At 58.9% G+C, this 25,409-nt stretch carries 27 protein-coding genes and 1 riboswitch; of the genes, 17 read left to right on the top strand and 10 right to left on the bottom strand.

Annotated elements, in window-relative coordinates:
- Positions 1 to 94: 94 nt before the first annotated feature.
- Positions 95 to 682 (bottom strand): hypothetical protein, encoded by a 588-nt coding sequence (locus AAZQ98_RS09660; protein ID WP_434691745.1) that lies wholly within the window; start codon positions 680 to 682, stop codon positions 95 to 97.
- 256 nt (positions 683 to 938) lie between these two features.
- Here AAZQ98_RS09660 and AAZQ98_RS09655 point away from each other — a divergent pair, with 256 nt between their 5' ends.
- The 4 genes from AAZQ98_RS09655 to AAZQ98_RS09640 all read left to right on the top strand — a co-directional run bounded on the left by AAZQ98_RS09655 (position 939) and on the right by AAZQ98_RS09640 (position 2,874).
- Positions 939 to 1,133 carry a hypothetical protein gene (locus AAZQ98_RS09655; protein WP_434691742.1) on the top strand — a complete coding sequence of 65 codons (195 nt, stop codon included), beginning with the start codon at positions 939 to 941 and terminating at the stop codon, positions 1,131 to 1,133.
- The gene (locus AAZQ98_RS09650) at positions 1,130 to 1,774 is read left to right on the top strand and encodes an ABC transporter ATP-binding protein (protein ID WP_434691739.1); all 645 of its coding nucleotides are present in this window, start codon (positions 1,130 to 1,132) and stop codon (positions 1,772 to 1,774) included. The genes AAZQ98_RS09655 and AAZQ98_RS09650 overlap by 4 nt, the downstream gene beginning before the upstream one ends.
- The gene (locus tag AAZQ98_RS09645; RefSeq protein WP_434691737.1) at positions 1,771 to 2,268 is read left to right on the top strand and encodes a hypothetical protein; all 498 of its coding nucleotides are present in this window, start codon (positions 1,771 to 1,773) and stop codon (positions 2,266 to 2,268) included. Before AAZQ98_RS09650 ends, AAZQ98_RS09645 begins: the two co-directional genes overlap by 4 nt.
- A 99-nt stretch (positions 2,269 to 2,367) precedes the next feature.
- Complete coding sequence (locus tag AAZQ98_RS09640) at positions 2,368 to 2,874, top strand: ABC transporter permease (protein WP_434691734.1); 507 nt, start codon at positions 2,368 to 2,370, stop codon at positions 2,872 to 2,874.
- Between the two features lie 295 nt (positions 2,875 to 3,169).
- Here AAZQ98_RS09640 and AAZQ98_RS09635 read toward each other — a convergent pair whose 3' ends face one another.
- The 3 genes from AAZQ98_RS09635 to AAZQ98_RS09625 form a co-directional block, all read right to left on the bottom strand.
- Positions 3,170 to 3,916, bottom strand: a complete 747-nt coding sequence (locus tag AAZQ98_RS09635) for a formylglycine-generating enzyme family protein (RefSeq protein ID WP_434691731.1) — start codon at positions 3,914 to 3,916, stop codon at positions 3,170 to 3,172.
- A gap of 266 nt (positions 3,917 to 4,182) precedes the next feature.
- Entirely contained in the window at positions 4,183 to 4,665 is a 483-nt protein-coding gene (locus AAZQ98_RS09630; protein ID WP_434691728.1) for a hypothetical protein, read from the bottom strand.
- A 27-nt stretch (positions 4,666 to 4,692) separates the two neighbouring features.
- Positions 4,693 to 5,040, bottom strand: coding sequence for a hypothetical protein (locus AAZQ98_RS09625; RefSeq protein ID WP_434691725.1), 348 nt, complete (start codon positions 5,038 to 5,040; stop codon positions 4,693 to 4,695).
- Positions 5,041 to 5,810: 770 nt separating this feature from the next.
- Here AAZQ98_RS09625 and AAZQ98_RS09620 point away from each other — a divergent pair.
- A complete protein-coding gene (locus tag AAZQ98_RS09620; RefSeq protein ID WP_434691722.1) occupies positions 5,811 to 6,224 on the top strand; it encodes a hypothetical protein in 414 nt (137 codons plus the stop codon).
- Positions 6,225 to 7,065: 841 nt separating this feature from the next.
- On the opposite strand, the gene AAZQ98_RS09615 is transcribed toward AAZQ98_RS09620, so the two are convergent.
- Positions 7,066 to 7,971, bottom strand: coding sequence for a LysR family transcriptional regulator (locus AAZQ98_RS09615; RefSeq protein ID WP_434691719.1), 906 nt, complete (start codon positions 7,969 to 7,971; stop codon positions 7,066 to 7,068).
- A 135-nt stretch (positions 7,972 to 8,106) separates the two neighbouring features.
- On the opposite strand from AAZQ98_RS09615, the gene tdh reads away from it, so the two are divergent.
- The 8 genes from tdh (at position 8,107) to tpx (ending at position 17,376) form a co-directional block, all read left to right on the top strand.
- Positions 8,107 to 9,159: an L-threonine 3-dehydrogenase gene (tdh, locus tag AAZQ98_RS09610; protein WP_105657175.1), complete on the top strand. Its 1,053-nt coding sequence runs from the start codon at positions 8,107 to 8,109 to the stop codon at positions 9,157 to 9,159.
- A 31-nt stretch (positions 9,160 to 9,190) separates the two neighbouring features.
- Entirely contained in the window at positions 9,191 to 10,390 is a 1,200-nt protein-coding gene (locus AAZQ98_RS09605) for a glycine C-acetyltransferase (RefSeq protein ID WP_434691715.1), read from the top strand.
- 70 nt (positions 10,391 to 10,460) lie between these two features.
- The gene (locus tag AAZQ98_RS09600; RefSeq protein WP_434691712.1) at positions 10,461 to 11,477 is read left to right on the top strand and encodes a LacI family DNA-binding transcriptional regulator; all 1,017 of its coding nucleotides are present in this window, start codon (positions 10,461 to 10,463) and stop codon (positions 11,475 to 11,477) included.
- A gap of 134 nt (positions 11,478 to 11,611) precedes the next feature.
- A complete protein-coding gene (locus AAZQ98_RS09595; protein WP_434691709.1) occupies positions 11,612 to 12,970 on the top strand; it encodes an ABC transporter substrate-binding protein in 1,359 nt (452 codons plus the stop codon).
- 68 nt (positions 12,971 to 13,038) lie between these two features.
- Positions 13,039 to 14,178 (top strand): carbohydrate ABC transporter permease, encoded by a 1,140-nt coding sequence (locus AAZQ98_RS09590; protein ID WP_434691707.1) that lies wholly within the window; start codon positions 13,039 to 13,041, stop codon positions 14,176 to 14,178.
- A complete protein-coding gene (locus AAZQ98_RS09585) occupies positions 14,175 to 15,122 on the top strand; it encodes a carbohydrate ABC transporter permease (RefSeq protein ID WP_105661767.1) in 948 nt (315 codons plus the stop codon). Before AAZQ98_RS09590 ends, AAZQ98_RS09585 begins: the two co-directional genes overlap by 4 nt.
- 136 nt (positions 15,123 to 15,258) lie before the next feature.
- Positions 15,259 to 16,446, top strand: a complete 1,188-nt coding sequence (gene hutI / locus AAZQ98_RS09580; RefSeq protein ID WP_434691703.1) for an imidazolonepropionase — start codon at positions 15,259 to 15,261, stop codon at positions 16,444 to 16,446.
- Positions 16,447 to 16,878: 432 nt separating this feature from the next.
- A complete protein-coding gene (tpx, locus tag AAZQ98_RS09575) occupies positions 16,879 to 17,376 on the top strand; it encodes a thiol peroxidase (protein ID WP_434691700.1) in 498 nt (165 codons plus the stop codon).
- Positions 17,377 to 17,524: 148 nt separating this feature from the next.
- Here the strand turns inward: tpx and AAZQ98_RS09570 are convergent, their stop codons facing one another.
- Positions 17,525 to 17,959, bottom strand: a complete 435-nt coding sequence (locus AAZQ98_RS09570) for a hypothetical protein (RefSeq protein WP_434691697.1) — start codon at positions 17,957 to 17,959, stop codon at positions 17,525 to 17,527.
- 89 nt (positions 17,960 to 18,048) lie between these two features.
- Positions 18,049 to 18,894, bottom strand: a complete 846-nt coding sequence (locus AAZQ98_RS09565) for a phosphotransferase family protein (RefSeq protein ID WP_434691695.1) — start codon at positions 18,892 to 18,894, stop codon at positions 18,049 to 18,051.
- 96 nt (positions 18,895 to 18,990) lie between these two features.
- Here AAZQ98_RS09565 and AAZQ98_RS09560 point away from each other — a divergent pair, with 96 nt between their 5' ends.
- Both AAZQ98_RS09560 and AAZQ98_RS09555 read left to right on the top strand, forming a co-directional pair.
- Positions 18,991 to 19,773: a CPBP family intramembrane glutamic endopeptidase gene (locus tag AAZQ98_RS09560; protein ID WP_332489388.1), complete on the top strand. Its 783-nt coding sequence runs from the start codon at positions 18,991 to 18,993 to the stop codon at positions 19,771 to 19,773.
- Between the two features lie 18 nt (positions 19,774 to 19,791).
- Positions 19,792 to 20,208, top strand: coding sequence for a GNAT family acetyltransferase (locus AAZQ98_RS09555; protein WP_434691691.1), 417 nt, complete (start codon positions 19,792 to 19,794; stop codon positions 20,206 to 20,208).
- A gap of 61 nt (positions 20,209 to 20,269) precedes the next feature.
- Here AAZQ98_RS09555 and AAZQ98_RS09550 read toward each other — a convergent pair whose 3' ends face one another.
- Positions 20,270 to 20,914, bottom strand: coding sequence for a VOC family protein (locus AAZQ98_RS09550; RefSeq protein ID WP_332498748.1), 645 nt, complete (start codon positions 20,912 to 20,914; stop codon positions 20,270 to 20,272).
- A gap of 172 nt (positions 20,915 to 21,086) precedes the next feature.
- Positions 21,087 to 21,206, top strand: a riboswitch (SAM riboswitch).
- 91 nt (positions 21,207 to 21,297) lie between these two features.
- Between AAZQ98_RS09550 and AAZQ98_RS09545 the strand changes: the two genes are divergently transcribed.
- Together AAZQ98_RS09545 and metX are read left to right on the top strand one after the other, a co-directional pair.
- Positions 21,298 to 22,641 (top strand): bifunctional o-acetylhomoserine/o-acetylserine sulfhydrylase, encoded by a 1,344-nt coding sequence (locus AAZQ98_RS09545; RefSeq protein WP_434691688.1) that lies wholly within the window; start codon positions 21,298 to 21,300, stop codon positions 22,639 to 22,641.
- Positions 22,642 to 22,643: 2 nt separating this feature from the next.
- Entirely contained in the window at positions 22,644 to 23,789 is a 1,146-nt protein-coding gene (metX, locus tag AAZQ98_RS09540; protein ID WP_434691685.1) for a homoserine O-acetyltransferase MetX, read from the top strand.
- A gap of 82 nt (positions 23,790 to 23,871) precedes the next feature.
- Here metX and AAZQ98_RS09535 read toward each other — a convergent pair whose 3' ends face one another.
- Both AAZQ98_RS09535 and AAZQ98_RS09530 read right to left on the bottom strand, forming a co-directional pair.
- Positions 23,872 to 24,729, bottom strand: coding sequence for an SGNH/GDSL hydrolase family protein (locus AAZQ98_RS09535; protein WP_434691683.1), 858 nt, complete (start codon positions 24,727 to 24,729; stop codon positions 23,872 to 23,874).
- A gap of 68 nt (positions 24,730 to 24,797) precedes the next feature.
- Complete coding sequence (locus AAZQ98_RS09530) at positions 24,798 to 25,196, bottom strand: SHOCT domain-containing protein (RefSeq protein WP_434691680.1); 399 nt, start codon at positions 25,194 to 25,196, stop codon at positions 24,798 to 24,800.
- Positions 25,197 to 25,409 lie beyond the last annotated feature (213 nt).

Genomic DNA, 25,409 nt, shown 5'->3' with positions numbered 1-25,409 from the left:
AGATGGAATAGCTCGCAGCGACAGCTGCAGTGATGAATTGTCACCGTGAACTACACAGAAAAATGTTCTACAAGTTTGAGGATGAGCGACGCCTCTAAATATGTCCGTGACGTGCAGCTGCCTCAAGGTACTGTACGAAAGCAGAATCTGATCTATCACCAGGGCGCATGAAAGGGCCTTCCACAGGATCCTGAGGGCGACGCACAGGGAACCCGATAATGGCAGTGAGTCGCTCATTCAAATCATTGCCCGCAACACCATACACTTTGAAACCAGTAATCAACGATCCCTCTCGTTCGAGAAGTATCGAAACACGCTGGCCCAAGGCATGTTGCGCTGACATTACACGGTACGGGAGCTCTTCAACGCCACCGTCAAAAAGCTCACGCCAATAGAACTCAGCCTCCTCGGCATGTACTTCAGCATTCTCATCTGCCGCACGTCCCTTCAGCAACTTTCCCAGGATAAGAGGATTGGTCAGGGTATAGAGCGAATCGATGAGATCATTCCTGATTTCCTCGTCGTACTCGAATCCATCGGGCTCCATCAAGCCGACTGGAACCCGGTAGGCTTCGTATTCCTTTGTCAGCAAATCCTTTACGGACCCCGTCTTCGGGGGAGTAGGTGAGGCGGACTTCCATCGATCAATGAGTTCGTCAATTGTAGGTTCAGGAGTCGACATTGTTCTCATATGGATCTCACTTTAACATTTACCGCCAGCTGACCCATAGGACGCATGGGATGCCGGCGTACGTCCAGAGCAAGAAGTCCAGCACGGGAGGCTTTCCCGGAAGGCACAGATCGGGCAGTCCACCACAGATGAGTCAGACAATGTCATCCACACCCTAACCGCGCCAGACGGCGAAGCTGTCTGCAAGAAGGAATGCGACCAACTGCCGGCCGGCAGCAACGTCACCCTGCGTTCCAAGGTCATTGTGGTGCCTGAAACCAAGGGCATCGGCATCCCCGCAGCAGCGGTAACCACCACCGCCAGCGGAGGCACCGAAGTGCTCACCGAGAACGGAACCGTTCCGGTGGAGATCGTGGCCAGCGGGCAAGGAATCGTCATTGTCACCGGTGTGGAGGACGGCACCAACATCCAGGTGCTCAACGCTCAAGGTGAGAAGAATTGAGCGTCCTGAGCGTCAACGATTTGGGGTTCCGCTACACCAAAGACAGCGAAGAACTTTTTGACGGGCTCAGCTACGAATTCACCCCGGGGAAGGTCACAGCGTTGACTGGCCCTTCGGGACGCGGTAAATCTACGCTCCTCTATGTGCTGGGCCTGATGCTCACGCCGAGCCGCGGAGAAGTGATTCTCCATGATCAGCCACAGTCAACGGCACCTGACGCCATCCGGTCCAAGGTGCGTGCCCAGCAGTTGGGCTTCGTCTTCCAGGATTCATCGCTGGACCCTTCGCGGACCATTATCGACTCGGTCATCGAACCGACCATCTACGCCGGCGTTTACCGCCAAGTCGCATTAGACAGGGCAGCGCTGCTCTTGGAGCAGCTCGGCGTGGCCGCACGCAGCGACCACAAACCGGGCCAGATATCCGGCGGCCAAGCCCAGCGCGTTGCAGTGGCCAGGGCCCTGATCAATAACCCATCAGTAATTTTGGCTGATGAGCCGACAGGCAACCTTGACCCCGCCAATGCCGCTAGTGTCCTGGACATCTTCTGCGAAGCGGCCGAAGCCAAACAGCGAACCATTGTCATCGCCACCCACGACCCTTATGTCATCAGCCGGGCAGACGAGGTGCTGGGACTATGAACCTGCGGACACTGCTGCGCGAAGCGCTGGCCACTGCGTGGGCGAGCAAGGTGCCTTCGGCGCTGGTATGCCTGATCACCGCGGCGATGTGCATCATGACCATTTCCACCGTGGGACGAACTGCTGCGGCAGAGGACCAGGTAGCCCAACGGATCAATTCCGCAGGCGCCCGGGAACTGGTGGTCACCGACAAGAAGTCCGCCGGGTTAATCAGCTCCTCGCTGATCGATATGGCAGCGAATTTCTCCGTGTCCGACCGTGCTGTGGGATTGAGTTCGCCGGTTGACGTGAAAAATACGGTCATCGGCGACGGTGCAGAACCGGTACCAGCGTGGGCTGTCATCGGCGATCTCGAATCTGCCGTCCGTTTGGAATCAGGCCGTTATCCAGGCCCAGATGAAGCGCTGGTCTCAACAACTGCGTTGGCAAAGCTCGGCCTGCAACACCCGGTAGGGGCCGTAAGTATCGCGAATAAGAAAATCCCTGCGGATTAAGCGATCGTCGGATCGTACACACCCCTGGAACCCTTCGACAGCCTGGCCCAAGGAGTAGTCTTCAAGGCGCCTCCCGGCAACACCGCAACGAATCTGCATTTGATCCTGAGCGATTCCAGCCAAGCATCCGTTGCGCAGCGCTCAGTTATCGGGCTCTTTGGGCAGCTGAATGACCCTGAAGCCATTTCAGTTCGCTCGCCGCTTCAACTGGCGCAGCTGCATGAAGAAATCGTTGGAGACCTGGGGGCTTTCGGACGCTCCATGCTGTATGGGTCCCTCGGCATCGGTGCACTCTTGGTAGCCGTCGTGGTCTTCGCCGATATTCTCGTGCGCCGCAAGGACCTCGGCCGGCGGCGAGCACTGGGAGCAACACGCAGCGACATCGTTCAGCTCATGCTGTTGCGGACGCTGATCCCCGCTGCTGTAGGGGCGTTAGCCGGGATGTCTGCAGGTTTAGCTGTCACTATGAGTACTGGCACGACACCCCCTTTGGCCTTCTGCTTCGGCATCGTAGTCCTGGCACTGTTTGCTGCAGGAGCCAGCACTTTAGTGCCTGCCGCTTTTGCGGCGCATTCTGATCCAGTCAAGGTGTTGCGCACTCCGTAAGACTAGACAGAATTCAAGATCTCGCAATTTTTCTTCGAACGTATCGATGCGGTCCTCCTGGTGTTCTTTTCTCCTGTTCTCACATGAGCTGCTTACGCAAGCGTGGAGAGTCCAGCCAGGTCGAAACGTCCCACTTTGCGAAGATTCCCTACGAGGGTCGTTAAGCAGTGTCATTTCCTGGAAGCGAATGAACTGAATCCCAGAAGTCATATGCACCGCAATTGTCCGCCCCGTAAGCGGAACCTTCTGCGGGAAACTCGCCTCCGTGTATACGGCTGGACTGGTTTGGCGAGCCTCAGTATCGCCGCGGCGTCCACCCCGATGGAAGCATGCCAGTTATCTTTCCCCGTTTAGAATCAGCTTCGGCTGACCAGCCTTGCGCTGCCTGTGCACCATCTAAGGCACCCCGTGCCATGCGCAGGCCAAGGTCTGGGTGGCTCATTTCAGGCGCACCACCCCGACGCGTCGAAGCACGCACGCTCCACGACTTATCAGCGAAACCTCCCCCGCGGAAGCTCCGATATTCTCCGTAGCGGGCCGGATCGAGCAGATCCCAGCACCATTCCCATACGTTTCCAAGGGTGTCGTGGAGTCCGAAGGCATTGGGTAGTTTTTGACCAACTTCTTTTGGATTCTCTACCTTGTCATTAGCAGTCCATCCGATGTCATCAAGGGGGCCGTACTGTGGCCCCGTTGTGCCGGCACGGCACGCGTATTCCCATTCGGCTTCCGTCGGCAAGCGGTATCCGGACGCGTTGGTCTGCCAAGTCACCGCTCCTGCATCGATGATGTAGGCCGGGACAAGTCCGTCATTCATTGAAGCTGCATTGCAAAACTTGATGGCTTCTAACCAATTGATATCTACCAGAGGTTCTTGGCAGCCTGTTTGGCCAGTTCCCATAAGTTGCGCGTACTGCGCCGTGGTGACGGAAGTGACCCCTATCTCGAATTGTTCTAAATCGACGATCCAGCGGCGTTTCCGTCGCGCATCGTGCAATTCCACTTGTCCGGCCGGAAGCGGACGAAGGTCAAAGGTAGGCATTCCACAATACTCCCATGCCATCCCGAAAGCCGGTCGCTGGTCGGTTGCCGGATTCGTCGGGTGTTATAGCACGAATTTCGATACATGCTCATTCCGATAGCGGAACGCTCTGCGGGACACCTAGGGGTCGCCGCGGAAAACGGAAAAATCGTACGCTAAGGATGAGCGGGACCAGATAGCAACTGGATTTCACCTTACCGACGGAATCAAGTCAAAGTCCGTCCCGTAGTGGGGACCCCCATGAGGTTCTCCATACCACTGATGTTTCACGAGCCACTCGTGGCGATCTTTTTCTTTGTGGCTGCGACCAGCATCTCGGCTCTATCACTTTGAACTATGTATCTTTTTCCGCTCGCCAGTTCAATCTTTACCGCTGGACCGGATTTCCATAAGATGACAGTGGAACGGTCCTGCCCCCGCTTCCACCCACCGCCGAGATAATCCGAAGTGTCCACATGCTCAACATATTCGACCCTTGAAATCTCCGGGTAGGAAAAGCGACTCACCCCAAATGGAAACAACCCAAGACAAACCTGCTTGTCCTTCACCCCCATAAAGCTGAATGAAACGATCACACCTATGGAAACGTAGGTTCCAATCACAACGAAGGCAATAAGAATAGAGTGCATGGAGCCAATCAGCATTGGCGGAATATAAGATCCAACCACTACCGCGAAGATGACCACACCCAATAGTTTCGCCCACCAAGGGGAGGCAGTTCTATCGTTCACTACCATTGGATCTTTCACACGCACTCTTTGACGGATCCATCATTCTTAGTCATTAGATGATTGTTCCGTGGCAACGAACAATGGAGACTGATGCGTAAAGTCTGTTCTGCTCTCAACCCATTTTTCGACAGTAATGATTTCCCCAGTTTCAACCTCTTGGTAAATGACCGCTGGTACACCGGACTCGATAAGTTCGCGTTCAGCGCTGCTGAGGTTTTTCGAAATTTCTTCGAAACTAGGCTGCTCTTGTGCTCCAAAGAGTTGAGAAAGCTCGGTGGGAGAAGGAAAAGGAGCAGGTTCAGTCGGCGCGGCCATTGCAGGTGCTACGAGAATCGTGCCCGCGAGAAGTGGAGCGCTAACAATGGCAATGGTCGCCAAGAAAGTCTTTTTCATTTGTCCTCAGAATGTTGAAAGTTACAGGTAGTGCACATGCTATCTGCAACTTAAAACATACCCTCATCAGCCGAAGAATTACGACGTCTAAACGACGATGCACATATCGAAGCGATAACGATTCGTCCCGATGAAACATTCTGAAAATATGCGAACCGCACGGATACGAAGCATTAATCCGAACCCCAAGATTTTCACTACGCTGTTTGGATCACCTGTAGGCGTAGCCCGTTAGAGTAACCCTCTAAGAGGCAGCAATACGCCAGCGTAAAAGATCTGGAGTTACACATTCACAATGCTGATAGGTCTGTCATTCCAGCGTCTGCAAGATCTGAGAACGCAAACGCATCAACTAATCATCTTCGTGACCTGTCCTGGACCGGGTGAACGACTAAAGCTGAGTCAAAGATTCACGAACTCACGCAGTACGAGGCCAGCGTCCCGCGCCTGCGATTGTTGGCCCAAAAGTACAACAATGCATATGCCGACGAGTAGCAACGATTCACGCAACACAATCGCCAAAGGAATCAATGCCGGCACATCGAGGTTGATAAGTAGGTCGCCAAGATTTGGGAATCGAGACTAGTCAGTTTACTTGCACTTCCGTGGACGTATTTACTGGACCTCGGCAGAGGGCAGGCTCCACGCTTCAGTGTTCGTAGAGGAACCCAACCAGGACAACGCCCTGCGGTTCCAACTTGCTCACCGCTCTTGCGCAGTCTGTAATTGAGTGTGACTGAAAATGACATCAAAACTAGAGGAAAGTTTGCATGAAATTTCTGTGGGCGCGCAAGTTTGGCCATGAGCATCTAAGGGGTCCGAGTGTTGATGCTCTTAAAGTCGGTGCAAGGAAATTCTATGGAGAGATTGTCGGAGGAACGGCGGCAAGGACTCCCCTCCTTGTAACGGTCAAAGCCTCCAGGTGGAAAATCAACCGTTTAAATTCCCAGTCTTCTGAGAAGCTCTACCTGCCTGAAAATCTCGACGTTTTGGTCACGATACGCGCCGTCAATCCCGGCTCGACCTCATTGTTCCCCGAAATAGATACTGATTGGGATTTTTTGACCCTCGGACCAGGCGAAGAGAATGAATGGCTGAATAGTCATCCCATTAACTGGCGCACATTAGACGAATCGGCTGCCGTGGCAGAGAGCTTCTGGGATTTGGACACGAGCTTGGACTAGATCGATAGATCCTGATAGTGGCCCCGTATACCGAGAAGCAAAAATATTCGTTCCTTCTTGGAACCTCAATGTCATAGGCCCTCCTGGAATGTGGGTTTCACAAAGGCGTGGCCGGAGTGTCATCCCGTGTGACGGTCGTCATACGGGACATACGTGTTCTTGACTCGGCTAATTTTTGAAACTCCGAGTTTTCAAACATTTCAGATTCCCATATACCCCGCCCGAGAAAATGCCCGGTGAAGGTGCCTTATGCGGGACATGGAAAATGAGCGAAAGGCGCCACATCGGTTCTGGGGAAGGAAACTTCTGTTGTTGCTCGATCGTGCGCTGGTGCTCGTGCGCTATTCGTGGGAAATGTTGATTCTTGGACACTCTCTTTTACGGAGACTAGCCCTCTGTTCATTTGGCCTGAAGCCCCGGTCCTGATGAAAACGCTCGCCAGGCTGTTGCCTGTTTCCACTGTTTGGAAGTTGCATTGCCGACGGTCGACTAACCGGTATATGCCAACAGCCTAGGCTATGAACGAAATAGATTAAAGAGGGTTCCGCTTGTTCGGCAATTCACTTCCAGAGTAGCCAGCCACTTGCCTTCGCAGGGCTTGGAAAGTGAAACGAAACAGCGAACCGGCCGGCTTGCAGAACCTGAATTCCAAGGGTGGCCGTCGGTACGGAGCCGGAGACTGTCAGCCGCACGGTCTAGAACAAAATTGATGCAAGGCATGCTGAGCGAGAGCTTTGCTGTTCAAGGTGCAGCAGTCGGAGAGAGTGCGTGTTGCGCGATCAAGGGAGCTTGGTAGCAGCGAATTGGGAACGGTTGGAACCGAGTTGCCCGAGGTGCTGAATCAGTTGATGACCAAGCGTTTCACGGTGCTCCTGATCGCCTCGATGACATCATTGATAGTAATTCGATGCAGGTGCTCGGCTCTCAATAAAAGGTCGATTTGTCTCCCTGAATTCAATCCCTTGATTGGTCGTAAAGTCACCGTTTCATCCAAAGTCTTTCGTGCAGTGAAGCGCGGTAGGATTCCTAGGCAACCACTGGCTTCAACCAAGGCGCCGGCGGTGGCGTAATCGTTGACCCGGTGCTCGATCCGCGGGGCTTTACCGGCCAGTGCGGCGATGGTTTCCAGAACGTCGGCCGGTGAGTACCCTGAGCGGGAAACGACCCAGGGCTCGTCGATCACCTGCTCGGGGGAGAGCTCTTCGAATTTGGCCAGTGGATGATCTCGGTGGATCGCCACGTCCAGCGGTTCGAAAGCCAGAGGTATAACACTGATTCGGTCTTCGGGCCATGGGGCCGTGTGCGGCATCCGGTGCGCCAGCACCAAATCGTACGTCGAGGTCAGCGCAGGAAAATCCTGCTGCGAGACATCTTCGTCGGAAAAGCGCAGCGGGGGCAATTGGCCTTCCGGGTAGGTTAGCAACGGGGCGAAAATGGTCTGCCCAATGGAATGGAATCCCGCGATGCGAATGGGTGTGTCCCGCTCTTGCTCCTGGGTGCGGATCCTCGCCGACACCTCGGCCAGGGTCGAAGCGACTGACGCCGCGGCCGAGGCCAACAGTTTTCCCTCGGTTGTCAGGACCAGCCTGCGTCCGTCCTTCTGTGTCAGTGGCACAGGGAAATTGCGCTGCAGTTGCGCCAAATGCTGCGAGACCGCCGAGGGCGAGACAAAAAGGGCCTTCGCCACGGCGTTGACGCTGCCCAAATCCGCGAGTTCACGCAGAATCCTCAACTGATGTAATTCCATGAAGTAAATTCTAAATCGTTGGATCAGTAAATCAGTGATCTTCTAAGGTGTTGTCCCGTGCTGTCGGGTGCGACACTTGAAGCGACCCCATGTCTGTGTTGCGCGCACCCAGGTGCCCAATCCAAAGGAACCCGCATGAAAGCACTGTACAAGTCCGGCCCGCACGCGGGGCTGGAACTCGTTGATCGCCCAGAACCAGAGACCGGCGCCCACGAGGTCAAGATCCGCGTCATGACCGCCGGAATCTGCGGCACCGATCTGCACATCGAAGCCTACGACGATGCAGCCAAGGCCATGATCAACACCCCGCTGGTTCCGGGCCACGAGTTCTACGGAGAGGTCGTGGAAATCGGCGACTTCGTGCACGGGGTCAAGATCGGCGACCGCGTCTCGGGTGAAGGCCACGTCGTGTGCGGCCTGTGCCGCAACTGCCGCGCCGGACGCAAGCAGATGTGCATCAACGTCGATTCGGTAGGCGTGCAGCGCGACGGCGCATTCGCCGAATACGTGGTGATCCCCGAAAGCAACGTCTACATCCACCGCGATGAGCGCATCACCCCGCTGCTCGGCGCCATCTTCGACCCGTTCGGCAATGCCGTGCACACCGCACTGCAGTTCCCGATGGTGGGTGAGGACGTGCTGATCACCGGTGCCGGACCGATCGGCCTGATGGCCGCGGCAGTGGCCCGCCACGTCGGCGCCCGCAACATCGCCATCACCGATGTCTCCGAGCAGCGCCTGGAACTGGCCCAGTCCATGGGCATCGATCTGGCCGTGAATGTCGCGACCACCCGCATCAAGGAAGCGCAGCAGAAGCTGGGCATGGTCGAAGGCTTCGACTACGGCATGGAAATGTCCGGGCACAAGACCGCCCTGCCGGAAATGATCGAGAACATGAACCATGGCGGCAAGATCGCCATGCTCGGCTTGCCCAGCACCTCGATCGACATCAACTGGGGCAAGGTTGTCACCCACATGCTGACCCTGCGCGGCATCTACGGCCGCGAAATGTTCGAGACCTGGTACGCCATGAGCGCCATGCTCACCTCCTCGGAGGTGATGCGCGAGCGCATCGCCTCGGTGGTTACCGACTTCCTGCCGGCCACCGAATGGCAGCAGGGCTTCGAAGCTGCTCGCAGCGGGCACGGCGGCAAGGTCGTGCTCGACTGGACCGTTTTCTCAGGCTAAGAATTTCCCGCATCAACAAGGAGCATTTGCAATGTACACGGATCTCAAAGACCAGCTTGCCGCCGAATTGGACGAGCTGAAGTCCTCCGGCCTGTTCAAGGCAGAACGCCACATCGACTCGGCTCAGTCCGCCTCCATCATGGCCGGCTCGCTGGGCGACGATGCACGGAAGGTGCTGAATTTCTGCGCCAACAACTACCTGGGCCTGGCCGATAACCAGCAGATCATCGACGCGGCCAAAAACGCCATGGATGAGCGCGGCTTCGGCATGGCCTCGGTCCGCTTCATCTGCGGCACCCAGGACCTGCACCTGGAACTGGAAGCCAAGCTCTCTAAATTCCTGGGCACCGAGGACACCATCTTGTTCTCCAGCTGCTTCGATGCCAACGGCGGCGTGTTCGAATCGCTGTTCGGCAAGGAAGACGCCATCATCTCCGATGCGCTGAACCACGCCTCGATCATCGATGGCATCCGCTTGTCCAAGGCCGCGCGCTTCCGCTACGCCAACCAGGACATGGCCGACCTGGAAACCCAGCTGCAGGCCGCCGCGCAGCTCAACGGCGGGGCGGGCGCCCGCCGCACCATCATCGTCACCGATGGCGTCTTCTCCATGGACGGCTACCTGGCTCCCTTGGAGGCCATCTGCGATCTGGCTGACAAGTACAACGCGCTGGTCATGGTCGATGACTCCCACGCCGTGGGCTTCATGGGCGCCACCGGGGCCGGCACCCCGGAGCATGCAGGAGTCTCGGACCGCGTGGACATCTACACCGGCACCTTCGGCAAGGCATTGGGCGGCGCCTCGGGTGGCTACGTGTCCGGCCGCGGCGAGATTGTCGCGATGCTGCGCCAGAAGGCCCGCCCGTACCTGTTCTCCAACTCGCTGGCTCCATCGATCGTGGCTGCCACGTTGAAGGCGCTGGACCTGGTGGTGGACTCTGGTGACCTGCGCGAGAAGCTCTTCGAGAACGCTGCGCACTTCCGCCGCCGCATGACCGAAGAGGGCTTCGAATTGCTCGACGGCGAGCACGCCATTATTCCGGTGATGTTCGGAGACGCGGTCAAGGCCGCAGAGGTCGCAGGCAAGATGCTGGAGCAGGGCGTCTTCGTCACGGCCTTCAGCTTCCCGGTAGTGCCCAAGGGGGCCGCTCGCATCCGCGTCCAGCTCTCAGCTGCGCATTCGGCTGAGGATATCGAGGCCTGCGTGCAGGCATTCGTCGCCAGCCGCTGACCCAGGGGGATTGCCCGCCGCCGTGTTTCAATAGGGATGACGAGTTGGAATAACCAAAGGCGGTGGGCTCATGGCTACCAGGAACGACGTGGCGCGCTTGGCCGGCGTATCTCCTAGTACCGTGTCCTACGTGATCAGCGGCCGGCGCACCATTTCCGAGGCGACCAAGGCCAGGGTCCTGGCGGCCATGCGGGAGTTGAACTACACCCCGGATGCCTTTGCCCAGGGCCTGGCCGGATCGCGCCGGGGCATCCTTGCCCTGCACTTTCCCACCAGCATGGACGGCTATTCTTCCACCGAGTTCGAGTACGTCACCGCCGCCATGGAGCGTGCCCGTGCGCTGGGCTACCACATGCTGTTGTGGTCCAATCCGATGACCGATGCCATGGGATTGGAAAGCCTGGTCGGGCAGAAGCTGGTGGCCGGGGTGCTCTTGATGGAAGTGTCGATCAATGACCCGCGCTTTGATGTCCTGCGGCGCGCGGGCATTGCCTTTGCCTCCATTGGCCGTCCCGATGACAGCGCGGACCTGTCCTATGTCGATAATGATTTTGCCCAGGCCGGGCGCATCGCGGTGGACTATTTGGCGAGCCTCGGCCACCAATCCATCATGTACATCAACGTATCGGTGGAAGACCAGGAAGCCGGCAACGGCCCGGCCATCCGCACGGCCCGGGCCATCTGCGATGCCGTGCGCGATCGAGGCATGGCGATGCAGGAAGTGCCGGTGGAAAATAACGCCCGCGGCGGCCGCGCGGCGTTGAATGCCTACCTGGAACTGCACCCGCGCCCCACTGCGGTGCTGGCGCTCAAGGAGTTCGCCACCGCGGGATTTGTCAACGCCGCAGGCATGGCTGCATTGCGGATCCCCGATGACCTCTCGGTGATCGCACTGGGGGTCGGGGACCGTTCGGCCGAGATGGTTGCCCCGGCGCTGACCACGGTGGCCCCGCCGGGGGAGGCCATTTCCCATGCCGCGGTGGACGCCCTGGTGCAGCAGATCGAGGGGCACTCCCAAGCGCCAGTGCAGCAACTGGTCGCGCCGCTGATGGTGGTCCGGGACAGCTCGGGCCCAGCACCGCAATGACCTGCCCGCGCCATTTTCTCCACGGTGTTCTCCCATAACTGTTGACGCGCGTCGATGACCTGCGTCACTATTGAGGGGATCACTCGTGCCAGGCCGCCTCATCCGGCAGGGCATTACCCAACGTGGAGGGCATCATGACTAAAGCAAAACGCGGGCTGAAGTTCGCGCCGGTTATCTCGGTGGCAGCAATCGGCCTGCTCCTGGCCGGTTGCTCGGGCGGAGCAGACCCCAATGACCCCAACGCCTCCGGCGGCGGCGAAGCCCAAGCGGGCCAAGCCGACGGAGTCGTCGACATCTACGGTCCGGTCACCGGCATTGAAGCGGAACTGCTGGAAGAATCCTGGGCCAAGTGGTCCGAGGAGAACGGCATCAAGATCCGCTACACCGGCGACAAGAACTTCGAATCCCAAATCGGAATCAAGGTCCAGGGCGGCGACACCCCGGACCTGGCCGTCTTCCCGCAACCGGGCTTGCTGCAGGCCACCGTGGCCCAAGGCAAGGTGCAGCAACTTCCCGAAGCAGTGCAGTCCCAGCTGCAGAGCAACTGGTCCGAGGACTGGCAGAACTACGGCAAGGTCGATGGGGTGCAGTACGGTGTGCCGCTGATGGCCAGCGTGAAAGGCTACATCTGGTACTCGCCCAAGCAGTTCGAGCAGTGGGGCTTGAGCGTCCCGGAAACCTGGGATGAAATGACCACCCTGGGCACCGAAATCTCGAAGCAGACCAATGAACCGGCCTGGTGTGCCGGATTCGCCTCGGGCGAGGCATCGGGCTGGCCGGGCACCGACTGGATTGAAGACGCGGTCCTGCGCCAGTCCGGAACCGAAGCCTACGACAAGTGGGTTTCGGGAGATCTGGAATTCACTTCGCCAGAAATCACCAGCGCCTTCGATTCCGTTGGAAAGATCCTGCTGGACCCAGAGCAAGTCAACGCCGGATATGGCGACGTGAAGTCGATCAACGCCACCGCCTTCGGCGATGTTGGCACGGCCGTGGCCAAGGGAACCTGCCCGCTGACCCACCAGGCGTCCTTCCTGGAAGGATACGTCCTGGATTCCAAGAACGCCGATGGCGAGAAAGCTACCGTGGCGCCTGACGGGGATGTCTGGGCTTTCGTTGCCCCGCCAGCCAAAGCCGATGACCCCGTATCTGTTGTAGGCGGCGGTGAATTCGTTGCCGCCTTCTCCAATGATGAGGATACCGCCAAGGTCCAGGAATACCTGGCCAGCGCGGATTGGGCCAATAGCCGCGTTGGACTCGGCGGCGTGATCTCGGCGAACTCCGGGCTTGATCCGAAGAACGCCAGCAGCGATCTGCTGCGCTCCGCTGTTGAATTGCTGCAGGATCCGAACACCACCTTCCGCTTCGACGGGTCTGATCTGATGCCCAAGAGCGTCGGCTCCGACTCCTTCTGGAAGGGCCTGGTGGACTGGATCGATGGCAAGCCGACCAAGGAAGTGCTTGAAAATATCCAGTCCGGTTATGACTCCTAGTCGCCATCTGGTCCATCGCCAACGGCCGGGAGCCCCGGCCGTTGGCGGGATTGTAGGAGCCTGAGCGCATGTCTGAATTCTTCCAGTGGCTGGCTGGCGTTCCGCCGCTAGTCCAAGTGCCGATCGTCCTGGTTGCCTTCGCGGTCTTGATCGCAGCGATCCTCGCCTTTGTCGAGATAGCGACCAAGGGCGGACGGGTTTTCGCCGTCGTGCGCTTTGCCGCCGCGGTCTTGGTCCCGGTGGCGATCCTGCTGGTCCTGGGCCTATACAACTCCGTGATGTGGGTGGCCGCGCTGGCCGCGGTGCTCGGCGCGGTGCTGTTTTTCCTGGACCGGCGCTCGCGATCCGGCGCCGGCTCGCTGCTGCAACTTTCCGGTTTCCTGGCTCCGGCCATGCTGCTGCTCGCTATAGGCTTGATCTACCCCACGGTCCGCACCGCGGTCAGCGCCTTCATGGCCAACGACGGATCCGGCTTCGTCGGCCTGGGGAATTTCCTCTGGGTGTTCACCAGCCCCGATGGCCTGACCGCCCTGCTCAATACCCTGGTGTGGGTTCTGGTGGCTCCCGTGGTCTCCACTATTATCGGATTGGCCTACGCGGTATTCATCGACAAGAGCCGTGGCGAGAAGTTCTTCAAGCTGCTGGTGTTCATGCCCATGGCGATTTCCTTCGTTGGCGCATCGATCATCTTCAAGTTCTTCTACGACATCCGCCAGGGCGAGCAAATAGGCGTGCTCAACGCGATCATCACGGCATTCGGAGCCACGCCGGTCGACTGGCTCGGGCTCGAACCGTGGAACACGTTGTTCCTGGTGGTCATCCTGATCTGGACACAGGCGGGATTCGCCATGGTCATCCTGTCCGCGGCCATCAAGGGCGTGCCCGCAGAGCAAATCGAAGCAGCCTCCCTGGACGGGGCCAGCCCATGGCAGCGTTTCGCCAATGTCACGCTGCCGGGGATCCGCTCCACCGTCATCGTCGTATTGACCACCATTTCCATTGCCTCGCTCAAGGTCTTCGACATCGTCTCATCGATGACCGGCGGACGCTCGGATACAACGGTGCTGGCATTCGAAATGGTGCGCCAGTTCCAGCTCGGGGCACGCACCGGCTACAGCTCGGCCCTGGCCGTCATCCTGTTCATCCTGGTACTGCCGATCATCATCTACAACGTCCGCCAGCATAAGAAGCAAAGGGGAATCCGATGAGCACCGTCAGCGAATCCTCTCGACGCCTCTTGGCGGCTACCGAGAAAACCAGCGGGAAACTGCGCAAAGCCACTACCTCCCGCGCAGCCACCATTGCGGCGTTCATCATTGCCGCGGTGTGGACCATCCCCACCTTCGGCCTGTTTGTCTCCTCCTTCAGGCAGGCTGATGACATCAAGACCTCGGGCTGGTGGACGGCTTTGTCCAATCCTTCATTCACGCTCGATAACTATGCGCAGGCCTTTGCCTCCGGCGACAGCCTTCCGCTGTCCAAGGCGTTCCTGAATTCACTGGTCATCACCATTCCGGCGGCAATCGTGCCGATCCTTGTCGCCAGCTTGGCTGCCTATGCCTTCGCGTGGATCAACTTCAAGGGGCGCAATACGCTCTTCGTTCTCGTTTTCGCCCTGCAGATCGTTCCGATCCAGATGGCGCTGGTTCCGCTGCTCCAGCTGTTCTCGGACGGAGTGAAGATCGGCGGGCTGTATATCCTGCCGGGCTTGGGAGTCAACGGGCTGGATGGCGCCTACGCCAAGGTCTGGATTGCCCACACGATCTTCGCCTTGCCGTTGGCGATCTTCATGCTGCACAACTTCATTTCGGAGATCCCCGATGAGGTCATCGAGGCTGCTCGTGTTGACGGAGCCGGGCACGGGAAGATCTTCTCGAAAATCGTCCTGCCCCTGTCGATGCCGGCTATTGCGTCCTTCGGAATCTTCCAGTTCCTCTGGGTGTGGAATGACCTGCTTGTGGCGACGGTTTTCACCTCGGGTGGAGGCTTGCCGATCACGAAAGCGCTCCAGGACCTCTCGGGAACCTACGGGCAATCCTGGGAGCTGCTCACCGCAGGCGCTTTCATCTCGATGATCATTCCGCTGGCGGTTTTCTTCGCCCTGCAACGGTTCTTCGTGCGGGGATTGCTGGCAGGTGCCACCAAGGGGTAACCCTGGCCTGCAGTGGGAACAAAAGGGTGCCAGTCTGAAATCCCAGACGGGCACCCTGTTGTTCTGCCCCACAGTCAACGAGCCATAGGTAGGCTCTTGGCTAAAGGATTGGAAATACCACGAAGGCGGAGCGCTCATGGCAACCTTGTTGCTTACCAACATTGGACAGCTGACTACGGTTGACGCGAAGGGCCGCGTGCTGGAAGACGCGGCGGTGCTGATCGAGGACGGACTGGTTGCATGGATCGGCAACATGGCGCATGCACCTGCTGCAGGACACGAGATCGATTTGGGCGGCCGTGCGGTGCTGCCCGGTTGGGTTGATTCCCACAGCCACCTGATTTTCGGCGGCGACCGCGCCGAGGAGTTCGTAGCCCGCATGGCAGGCCAGTCCTATGCCGCTGGAGGCATCGCGGTCACCACCTCGGCCACCGGGCAGCTCTCGGACAAGGAACTGGCCGACCTCGTGGCTGATCGCCGCCGCGAAGCTCTGGCGATGGGCACCACCTGGATGGAAACCAAGACCGGCTACGGCCTGGCACTGGAAGAAGAGACCCGGCATTCGGTGCTGGGCAAGCCGCTGGTCGATTCCCTGACTTTCCTTGGCGCTCACCTGGTACCGGCAGGATGGGATGCCGATGACTACACGGATTTGGTCTCCGGACCGATGCTGGATGCCGTGGCGGCCAACGTCGACTTCGTGGATGTCTTCTGCGAACGCGGCGCATTCACCGAAGAACAATCGCGCCGGGTCCTGGACGCCGCAAGGAACAAGGGACTGGCAACCAAGGTCCACGGAAACCAGCTGGGTCCTGGCCCGGGCGTGAAGCTGGCCGTAGAGTTCGGCAGCCACTCGGTAGACCACGTGAATTACCTGGACGAACAGGACCTCCAGGCGCTCGCCGGAAGCTGGGCTGGCTGGGACACGGCAACAAGAACTGGGACTGCGGGCACCGTCGCCACCTGCTTGCCCGCCTGCGACCTGTCGACACGGCAACCGCTGGCACCGGGCCGTGCACTGCTCGATGCAGGCGTGCGAATCGCACTGGCGAGCAACTGCAATCCGGGTACCAGCTACACGAGCAACATGAACTTCTGCGTGGCTACCGCAGTGCTCCAAATGGACCTGACCCTGGCTGAAGCCATCGAGGCGGCAACCTACGGAGGGGCGCTCGCGCTGGGCGTTGCCGACCAAGTGGGATCCATTGAGATCGGCAAGCGTGCGGATCTGCATGTTCTTGACGCGCCAGTTGCTGCGCATCTGGCGTACCGTCCCGGGATGAACCTGACCCACAGCGTGTATCGGGCCGGCAAAGCGATCTAGATCTTTGCAGGAGCTCATCGACAACCCGGATGGATTGCGCGCGCCCAGGGAAGGAGATAGAGGCGGCAGAAATCCGGCCGCAAGGATTCCTCGGCCCCGAGCCGTGCTGCGGATCGAAGCCGCCCATGCCGTAAGCAAAACTAGGACGCTGCCTTCTGTCCGACTGTCCGATGGAAGCGTTGAGAAGCCTTCAATGCCTGCCCCCCCCGCTGGCCACGCAGGTCCGGCAGCGGCGGGAGAGCATGTCGGTGAAACGGGCGACTACTTCCAAATCAGTGCCGTCAAGGGTCTGAGCACGCATCTTCGCTGCGTATGAATCGTAGTCGGGGCCCATGTCCACAGTTTTGCATAGGAACGAGAGGTGAGCGACTTGTTTGCGCTAGTAGGCAGAAAATATAGCTCCGGATTAGGCATTCATGATAAACAAGACCTATGGCTAATACTGCTTTCAAGGGAACCCCTGTACAGACTATTGGTGATCTGCCGGCCGTTGGCTCGCAGGCTCCAGCTTTCACTCTCACCGACACCGGCCTTGCAGATGTCACCAGCGAATCGCTGGCTGGCCGTCGCGTTGTCCTGAACATCTTCCCGTCGGTTGATACCGGCGTTTGCGCTGCCAGCGTGCGTCGCTTCAACGAATTGGCTGCCGGCCTGGAGAACACGACCGTGGTGTGCGTTTCTGCTGACTTGCCATTCGCACTGGGACGCTTCTGCGGTGCCGAAGACATCGAGAACGTTACCGCTGCTTCGGTCTTCCGTTCCGACTTCGGATCGGACTACGGTGTGACCCAGATTGACGGTCCACTGGGTGGCTTGCTGGCCCGTTCGGTTGTTGTCCTGGATGAAGACGGCAAGGTTGTTTACAGCCAAATCGTCCCGGAGATCACCACCGAGCCGGACTACGATGCAGCCATCTCAGCACTGAACTAAATATTCTTTGTATCGGAGACGATACGCCGAAATGCCCACCTGAGCATCGTGCTCGGGTGGGCATTTTGCTTTTTCAACGCGTTTGAACAAAATAATGTTTCGCTAAATCCTGATAGACGAAGACATCGGGAGGGACCATCATCAAGTGCTAAGTCGCGTTTGAGGCAATTGATACCGTAAGTTCGTGTCCTTGCAACTGTCTTGCGACGAAAGTGAGCGAACTTGAGTAGCCGTTTAGAGAAATTTGTTCGCGGACGTTTGCGCCGTCAAGGGTGCAAGGCACGCTGATTTCTCCCTTCTCCTTCTTATCATCACTTTGCCATGCGATGCTGGACATCGTATCTTTGCCCGAGCATTCGAACGCAACCTCATAATCGCCGCCACGGAGCGGTATGGCAAGAGAGACCTCCTGGTCCTTCCTATCAATCTCTGTGCTGATGGCAGCCAGCTCATGGTCTTGCAGCGGCATCATCGAATCTGTACCTGGTGGAGGAGGACTGCTGGAATCGATGAGGGAGCAACCTGTGAACGCCATTGAAGTTCCTACGAGGGCAATGAGAGCGAATGCGTTTTTCAGGGTCATATTTTTCCTCGCTTAGGAAGCTACAATTCGATATCGGATTCTGGTTGGTGAGAATGCTGTCGCGACGGGATGAATGGTTAGCGAGGAGCTCACTTCCGTACCGTCTGCGCGGCGGTGAGGATGCGCGGACCAATCTTGCGCATGAGCTTGCCCATCTTCGGGTTGTCGGTGCGCGAGAGCGTATCCGATAGCCGTTCAAGACTCATCAGGCCCAACCAGATTTTGGCCCGGTATGCTTCCTCGGCGCTGGGAGCAATCAAATCCGCCATTTCCAACCCATGCCACAGGCTCAGGTAAGCGGTGTTCAAAGCCGGGTCCCACGCAGCGGCCAGGTCCCAATCCAAGATGCCAACCAATTTCTCGCCGATCCAGTGCATGTTGTGGCCGGCCAAGTCGCCATGAACCAAGCCCGCAGGAACCTGCGCCAGGATATCGAGCTGGGCCCAGAGCTCGGTAGCAGGCCCTCGCAGTTCCTCGGGCAGCGCATCGAAGCATTGCTGCTGCTTGGCCTGGGTCCATTCGCCACGGAATGAAAACGGTTTGGCCAGATGCTCGCTGATCGGCTCCAGCGGCAGCTCGGCCAAATCCTTGACCAGCTGTCCCAGCACCTTCGGATCCCCGTAATGCGGCTCATGGGCTCTGCCGGGGATGAAAGACATGGCCACGGAGCTGAGTCCGTCGACGTGCAGGATCTCGGAGACCGCCACCGGAATCTGGTAGTTGAGCTGGCCCTCCAGCACAGACAGCAGCTTGACGGAACGGGGCATCTGTTCCGTGGCCGCTGGCGTGCGCGCCATGCGAATCACCGCTTGCGGATTGCCAATGACCACCTTGTGGAATTGTCCGCCTTCGTTCACGGCCGCATCTTCCCAGGAAAGATCGGGGCAGAGCTGACGGGCAATCTGCAGTTCTCCAATGGTGGCAGGACGGCTCACTCGCACTCTTCTCGTTCAGCTTGCTGGTGGTCTCAACCTCAGGCTATCGCAGGTTTGCCACGTGGCTGCTCAGTACGCGCACAGCCAGATCAGCCTATGATCGGAAACGTGAACGCTGAACAATCTAAGCAGACAGCAACCCGCAAGACCCTCAAGTTCGAGATCGTCTTGGTTCTTGCCCTGTCGTTGGGACAAAGCGCGGTCTACTCGCTGCTGAGCTTTGCCGATAAGGTCACCCGGGCACCACTGCGCGAGCAGACTACATCGCTGAACAACCCGCTGAGCACCCGCGAGTTCTTTGATTTCTCCTACCAGCTGCTGGACATTTTCTTTGCCTTGGTACCCGTCGTGCTGGCGCTCTACCTGATGAAGCGCACGACCGGACGTACCATCCGGGACATCGGCTTCGATATGCGCAAGCCGGGCAAGGACGCACTGCTCGGGGCGGGGATGTTCTTGGCCATGGGAGTGGGAACGCTGGGCGTCTATGCCGCTGGACGGGCACTGGGCGTCACCACGGCACTGTCAGCAGCGAATCTTGGCGATTATTGGTGGAGCGTCCCCGTGCTTCTGCTGTCGGCTGCACGTCATGCAGTCCTCGAAGAAGTGCTGATGCTCGGATTCCTGTTCACCTACGCCAAGAAATTGAAGCTGGGCCTGTGGAGCACCATTATTGGTTCTGCGATGATCCGAGGCAGCTACCACCTGTACCAGGGGGTGGGGCCGATGATCGGCAATATGCTCATGGGCGTCGTCTTCGGCTGGGTATACCAGAAATACGGGCGGGTGATGCCGCTGGTTATCGCGCACTTCCTGCTTGATGCCATCGGCTTCGTGGGATACGCCTTGGTCGGGCCGGCCATCGGAATCGGCCAGTAGCGCCGGTAAGCTGAGCCAATGCAGATTACCGTGCTGCGCGAAGAGGACCTTCGCCAAGCAGTTGAATTGTGGGAAGCAACTGGGCTGACTCGTCCGTGGAATGATGCACTCGCCGACGCCCGACGGGCTTTGGCTGAGCCTACTTCTACGGTGCTGGCCATCGTTGAGAACGGTCAACTCATGGCTACTGCGATGGTTGGCCATGATGGCCACCGAGGTTGGCTCTACTATGTTGCGGTGGATCCGTGCCGGCAGGGCAATGGCCTGGGAAGGGCGCTGGTGGATGCTGCTGTCCTGTGGCTGCGGGATCGCGGCGTGCCCAAGGTGCAGCTCATGGTCCGCGGGGAGAACTCTGCCGTCATCGATTTCTATGAACGGCTGGGCTTCGAAGACCAGCACGTCGTGGTCCTGGGGAAGCGCCTGGACCGGCCTTAACGAAAAGAAAGTAGGTGGGGACGCCATTGTCCCCGCCTACTTGCGTTCTCTGCGGAACTGTTTACAGCACCACGGTGCCGGACTCGGTCTCAAAGGTAACCGACATGATGCCCGGAGTGCCATTCGGCGCTTCATATTGCATGGTGACAGCGCCCAAATTGACGTTCTGCGGCTGGCCCAGCCAATCCAGCACCCGTTCACGCGAGCCGGCGATGGCGATCTGGCTGATGGCGCCGGCAGGTTCCAGCGCCTTGGACGGATGCAGCTCCTCGGATCCTTCATCCCAGGAAATCAGGTACGGGCACTGCGGATCGGCGATCAGGCCCTTGATGCCAATCTGCTGCCAGGTCAGTTCGCGGCCATCAGGGAACTTCCGGTTGCCCGGCACCGACTTGCGGCCCAAGCGGTCCTCGGCACTGGATAGATCCTCCACCGAGACGCACCAGCCCATCCAGCCGCCGCCGAGCTCCGAACGGGCGCGAACCGCCTGTCCGAAGGGTGCCTTGTCGCTGGCCGGGTGGTTCAGGACTTCAACCACCTCCAGGTACTGTCCATGCTTGAGCGGGAAGATGACATTGCGTGTTCCGAATCGTGGATGCACGCCGCCCTTGACGAATTCCAGTCCAAGGGACTCGGAGATTCTTTCAGCGGTTGGCAACAGCCCGTCCGGGCCGCATGCGTAACTTACGTGATCTAGCCTCATCATGTGCCCATCATGGCAACATGTGATGCCAGTCTCTACTTAGGCAAACCTAAGTGCCGTGATGCTATCGAATACTCTGCGATGAACCTGCACTATTCGTGAAATATGACCGATTGAGTCCAATGACTGGCCCTTGCGTTGCAAAGATCTTCGGTTTTCGGGCAAACTGGTACCAGGTCATGAGTCCCAGTAACAAGCCCCGGCTTACTGGGCGGCAACCCTCCAACCGCGGTGGGGTGCCCCGGGTGAAGACCTGGCCCTTGAACGCACAAGGCATCAAGGACAAGCGCGGGTTACCCCTGGAAGTCGTCACGATATGGTGCTTCCTGTCGGTGTCTTTTCAGTGGCGTACCCCCATAGTCATGAAACGCTATTTGGAGGAAACCATGAGCAATAACTGGTCATTTGAAACCCGTCAGATCCACTCCGGCCAGACCCCGGATCCGACGACCGGAGCACGGGCTCTCCCGATTTTCCAAACCACCTCTTTCGTCTTCCCTAGCGCCCAGAGCGCTGCTGCACGTTTCGCGCTGCAGGAACTGGAGCCGATCTACACCCGTATCGGCAATCCGACCACCGACGCGGTGGAAACCCGCATCGCTGACCTGGAGGGCGGCGTTGGAGCACTGCTGCTCTCCTCGGGACAGGCTGCCACCACTTTCGCCATCTTGAATTTGGCCGAAGCCGGCGACCACCTGGTGGCCAGCCCCAGCCTGTATGGCGGAACCCAGAACCTGCTCAAGCACACGCTCAAGCGCCTGGGCATCGAGGTCACCTTCGTTGCCGACCCGGACAACCTGGATGATTGGCGTGCCGCGGTGCGTCCGAACACCAAGGCCTTCTTCGGGGAAACCATCTCCAATCCGCGACAGGACGTCCTGGACATCGAGGGCATCTCGGCGATCGCCCACGAAGCTGGCGTGCCGCTGCTGGTGGACAACACCCTGGCCACCCCGTACCTGATCCGCCCGATCGAGTGGGGCGCGGATATCGTGATCCATTCGGCCACCAAGTTCCTCGGCGGACACGGCAATGCCATTGCCGGTGTCATCGTGGACTCGGGCAACTTCGATTTCGCCAAGGACGCCGACCGCTTCCCGGGCTTCAACACCCCGGACGAGTCCTACAACGGCCTGGTCTTCGCCCGCGACCTGGGTGTCAACGGCATCCTGGGCGCCAATCTGGCCTACATCCTCAAGGCCCGCGTGCAGTTGCTGCGCGATTTGGGTTCTTCGGTTGCGCCGTTCAACGCGTTCTTGATCGCACAGGGCCTGGAAACCTTGTCGCTGCGCATTGAACGCCACGGCCAGAATGCCGTAGAAGTTGCCACCTGGCTCGAAGCCCGCGAGGAAGTGCAGAAGGTCGCCTACGCAGGCCTGAAGTCCTCGCCTTGGCATGAGCGTGCGCAGAAGTACAGCGATCAGGGCGCCGGCTCGATCATCGCGTTCGAACTGGAGGGCGGTTCGGAAGCCGGCCAGGCCTTCGTGGACGCACTGGTATTGCACTCCAATGTCGCGAACATCGGCGACGTGCGCTCATTGGTCATCCACCCGGCCTCCACCACCCATGCCCAGCTCTCCGAAGCTGAGCAGGTTGCGGCCGGCGTGAGCCCGGGACTGGTGCGGCTGAGCGTCGGACTGGAGAATATCAAGGATATTCTGGCCGATCTGGAATTGGGCTTCCAAGCTGTTGCAGCCCTCGAGAACAAGGAACTGCAGGAAACCCTCTAGGCATGGCATCCATTGTGACTACTGAAGATACTCTGCGCGCCGAAGAGCTCGCCGGCGGACAAGACGGCATTTTGCGCCGTAAGTCCGTGGGGGAGCACCACTTCGAATTCGGTGGATTCCTTCCGGACGTGGTGCTGGCCTATGAAACGTGGGGGACGCTAGCAGCTGATGGCTCCAACGCGGTGCTGGTGATGCATGCGCTCACCGGTGACGCCCACGTTGCGCAAGGCGATTCGCAAAGCGCCGGCTGGTGGGAAGAGCTCGTAGGCCCCGGCGCCACGGTTGACACCAATGAGTACTTTGTCGTGTCCATCAACATGGTGGGTGGTTGCAATGGTTCCACCGGCCCCTCGTCCTTGGGCGACCAGGGCCTGCCCTACGGTTCGAGCTTTCCCTTCGTCACCATCAAGGACTCGGTGCGCCTTGAAGCGCGGCTGGCCAAGCAACTGGGAATCGATTCCTGGCATGCGGTCATTGGCGGTTCGATGGGCGGTGCGCGCGCGTTGGAATACGCCGTCGAGTTCCCCGACCAGGTCAAGAATCTCGTAGTGATGGCCTCGAGCGCGCAGGCGACTGCCGAGCAAATTGCCTTTGCGCAGGTGCAAACCCAATCCATCCGGTTGGATCCGCACTTCTGCAATGGCGACTACTACGGCAACGATGCGCGCCCGGACGCCGGTCTTGGCTTGGCTCGCCGCCTGGCCCACATCACCTATCGTTCCGAAGCCGAGCTTGAAACCCGTTTCTCGCGCAACCCGCAGGATGGCGAGAAGCCAACGGGTCTGCTCGACGGACCTCGCGGGCGGTACCAGGTGGAAAGCTATCTTGACCATCAGGCCAGCAAGCTGGTGAATCGTTTCGACGCCAACAGCTACCTGGTGCTCACCGAGGCGCTGATGAGCCATGATGTGGCTCGCGGCCATGAATCCCTGGAAGCCGCCTTGGCGCGACTGGCGAAGGTCAACGTGGTGGTTGCCGCGGTAACCACTGACCGGTTGTACTTTCCTGAGCAGTCAGTGAAGCTGGCCTCGTCGCTGGCCAAGCCAAAACCGGTGCATTACATTGATTCGCCGATTGGCCACGATGGATTCCTGACCGACGCCACGCAGCTCGACGGCGTGCTTCGGACCTTGGTGTTCGGAGACTGAGCCCCGGAAAGGGCTCGGGAAGATTTCAAAGCCTGAAGCAGTTCCGCCAGTAATCGGTGGAACTGCTTCAGGCTTTTCATGCCTACTTGGCGCTGTCGCCGGCGCCGAGCGAGTCGTTTGGCTTGGTCTGCGCAAACGGCGCGGCGGAGGGCCGCTTCGGGGTGATGCCGTCGCCGGAGGACTGGTGGCGCAGGCGGCGCAATACCCAGGGCGCAAGATGCTCGCGCGCCCACTGCAGATCCTCCTTGCGGGCTTCCCGCCAGCTGCGTTCATCCACGGCCGGAACGATTTCGGTATCCAGCGGATGCGCGACGTTCAGCGAGTCCAGTGCCATGGCGGCAATTCGCTGGTGCCCGGCGGGGGAGAAATGCAGGCGATCCGGTGCCCACATCTGGGATTGGTGCAACTCCTGCAAGGCCCACATGTCCGCCACGATGGCGTCGTGGCGGGCGGCTACGGTGCGCACGTTTTCGTTGTAGATTGCCACCTTGCCTCGGATGCTTCCCAAAACCGGGGTATCGCGAATATCGGGCCCGGTGAAGAGCAAGAGCGTGGCGCCCGTATCGGTGAGCTTGGCTACCGCATTGTCGAGGATGTCTGCAATCTTGTCTGGATCCCCGCCCGGGCGCAGGACGTCGTTGCCGCCTGCGCAGAGCGAGATCAGATCAGGCTTCAGGTCAATGCAGGGATCGAGCTGTTCGGCAACGATCTGGCCAATCAGCCGGCCTCGAATGGCGAGATTGGCATACGAGAAGTCCGGGACGGTGCGGCTGAGCTCATGGGCCAAGCGGTCGGCCCAGCCAAGGTGGCGGCCGGTGCTCGACGGGTCGGGGTCGCCGATGCCCTCGGTGAACGAGTCCCCAATGGCGACATAGCGGCGCCACGGATGCAGTGGGGCATTGGCGGATGTTGATGGTTCAGAAGCAGAATCGTTTGGCACGAATCTATTGTTACCAAAGGGTAACTTATAGTCAATCATTCCCGAGGATGATTCCACGAGCCGCCGTGCTAATCGCTCAAAGCGTCCCGGCGCGCCTGCAAGTACTCGTCGCGGGTAATGATACCGCGCGAGTGCAGCGAATCGAGTTCGGCAAGCTTGTCTTCAAGGGATTTTTCCGGCGCCAGCATAGCTGAATTAGCGGCTCTTGCCATCAGTTCGGTTTCCAGGGTCAGCGGATCAAAACCGGCGCTCTTGGCTTTGCGGTAATTGCGCACCGCTACGAAGATGATCAATCCGATAACGGCGATAAAGAGCATGGCGAACAAGGGAGTGCCGACTGAAAATACGGTGTCCACGTTATCGAATAGGGGCGAAGCGCTTCCCGGGTCCGGTTCGATGTACCCGAAACTATCGAGATCCTCTTGCAGCTGCCCCGGAATATCTTCGCTGTATTCAATTTCGCCCATGGCGCCTATTCCTATCTCTGTCGCTGTCGCTGCCTCGTCCGGCGAGAGCCGCATTCCGGAGGACTGTGAGGCCGTTGGTCCAGTTGAACACGAAAAGCTTGGAAAGCTAGGCAATTTTTTGAAGATTTATAATCTTGTAACATGTCAACTGGATTTCCAGGCCTTGGAAGACCTTGGTTCCAGGATAGTGCCGGCCAACGCCTTCAGCAGATT

It is taken from the genome of Glutamicibacter sp. Je.9.36 (genome assembly GCF_051129975.1).
GTDB lineage: Bacteria > Actinomycetota > Actinomycetes > Actinomycetales > Micrococcaceae > Glutamicibacter.
Note: the sequence above shows the minus strand (reverse complement) of the source record. Positions and strands in the feature narration are given on the sequence as shown.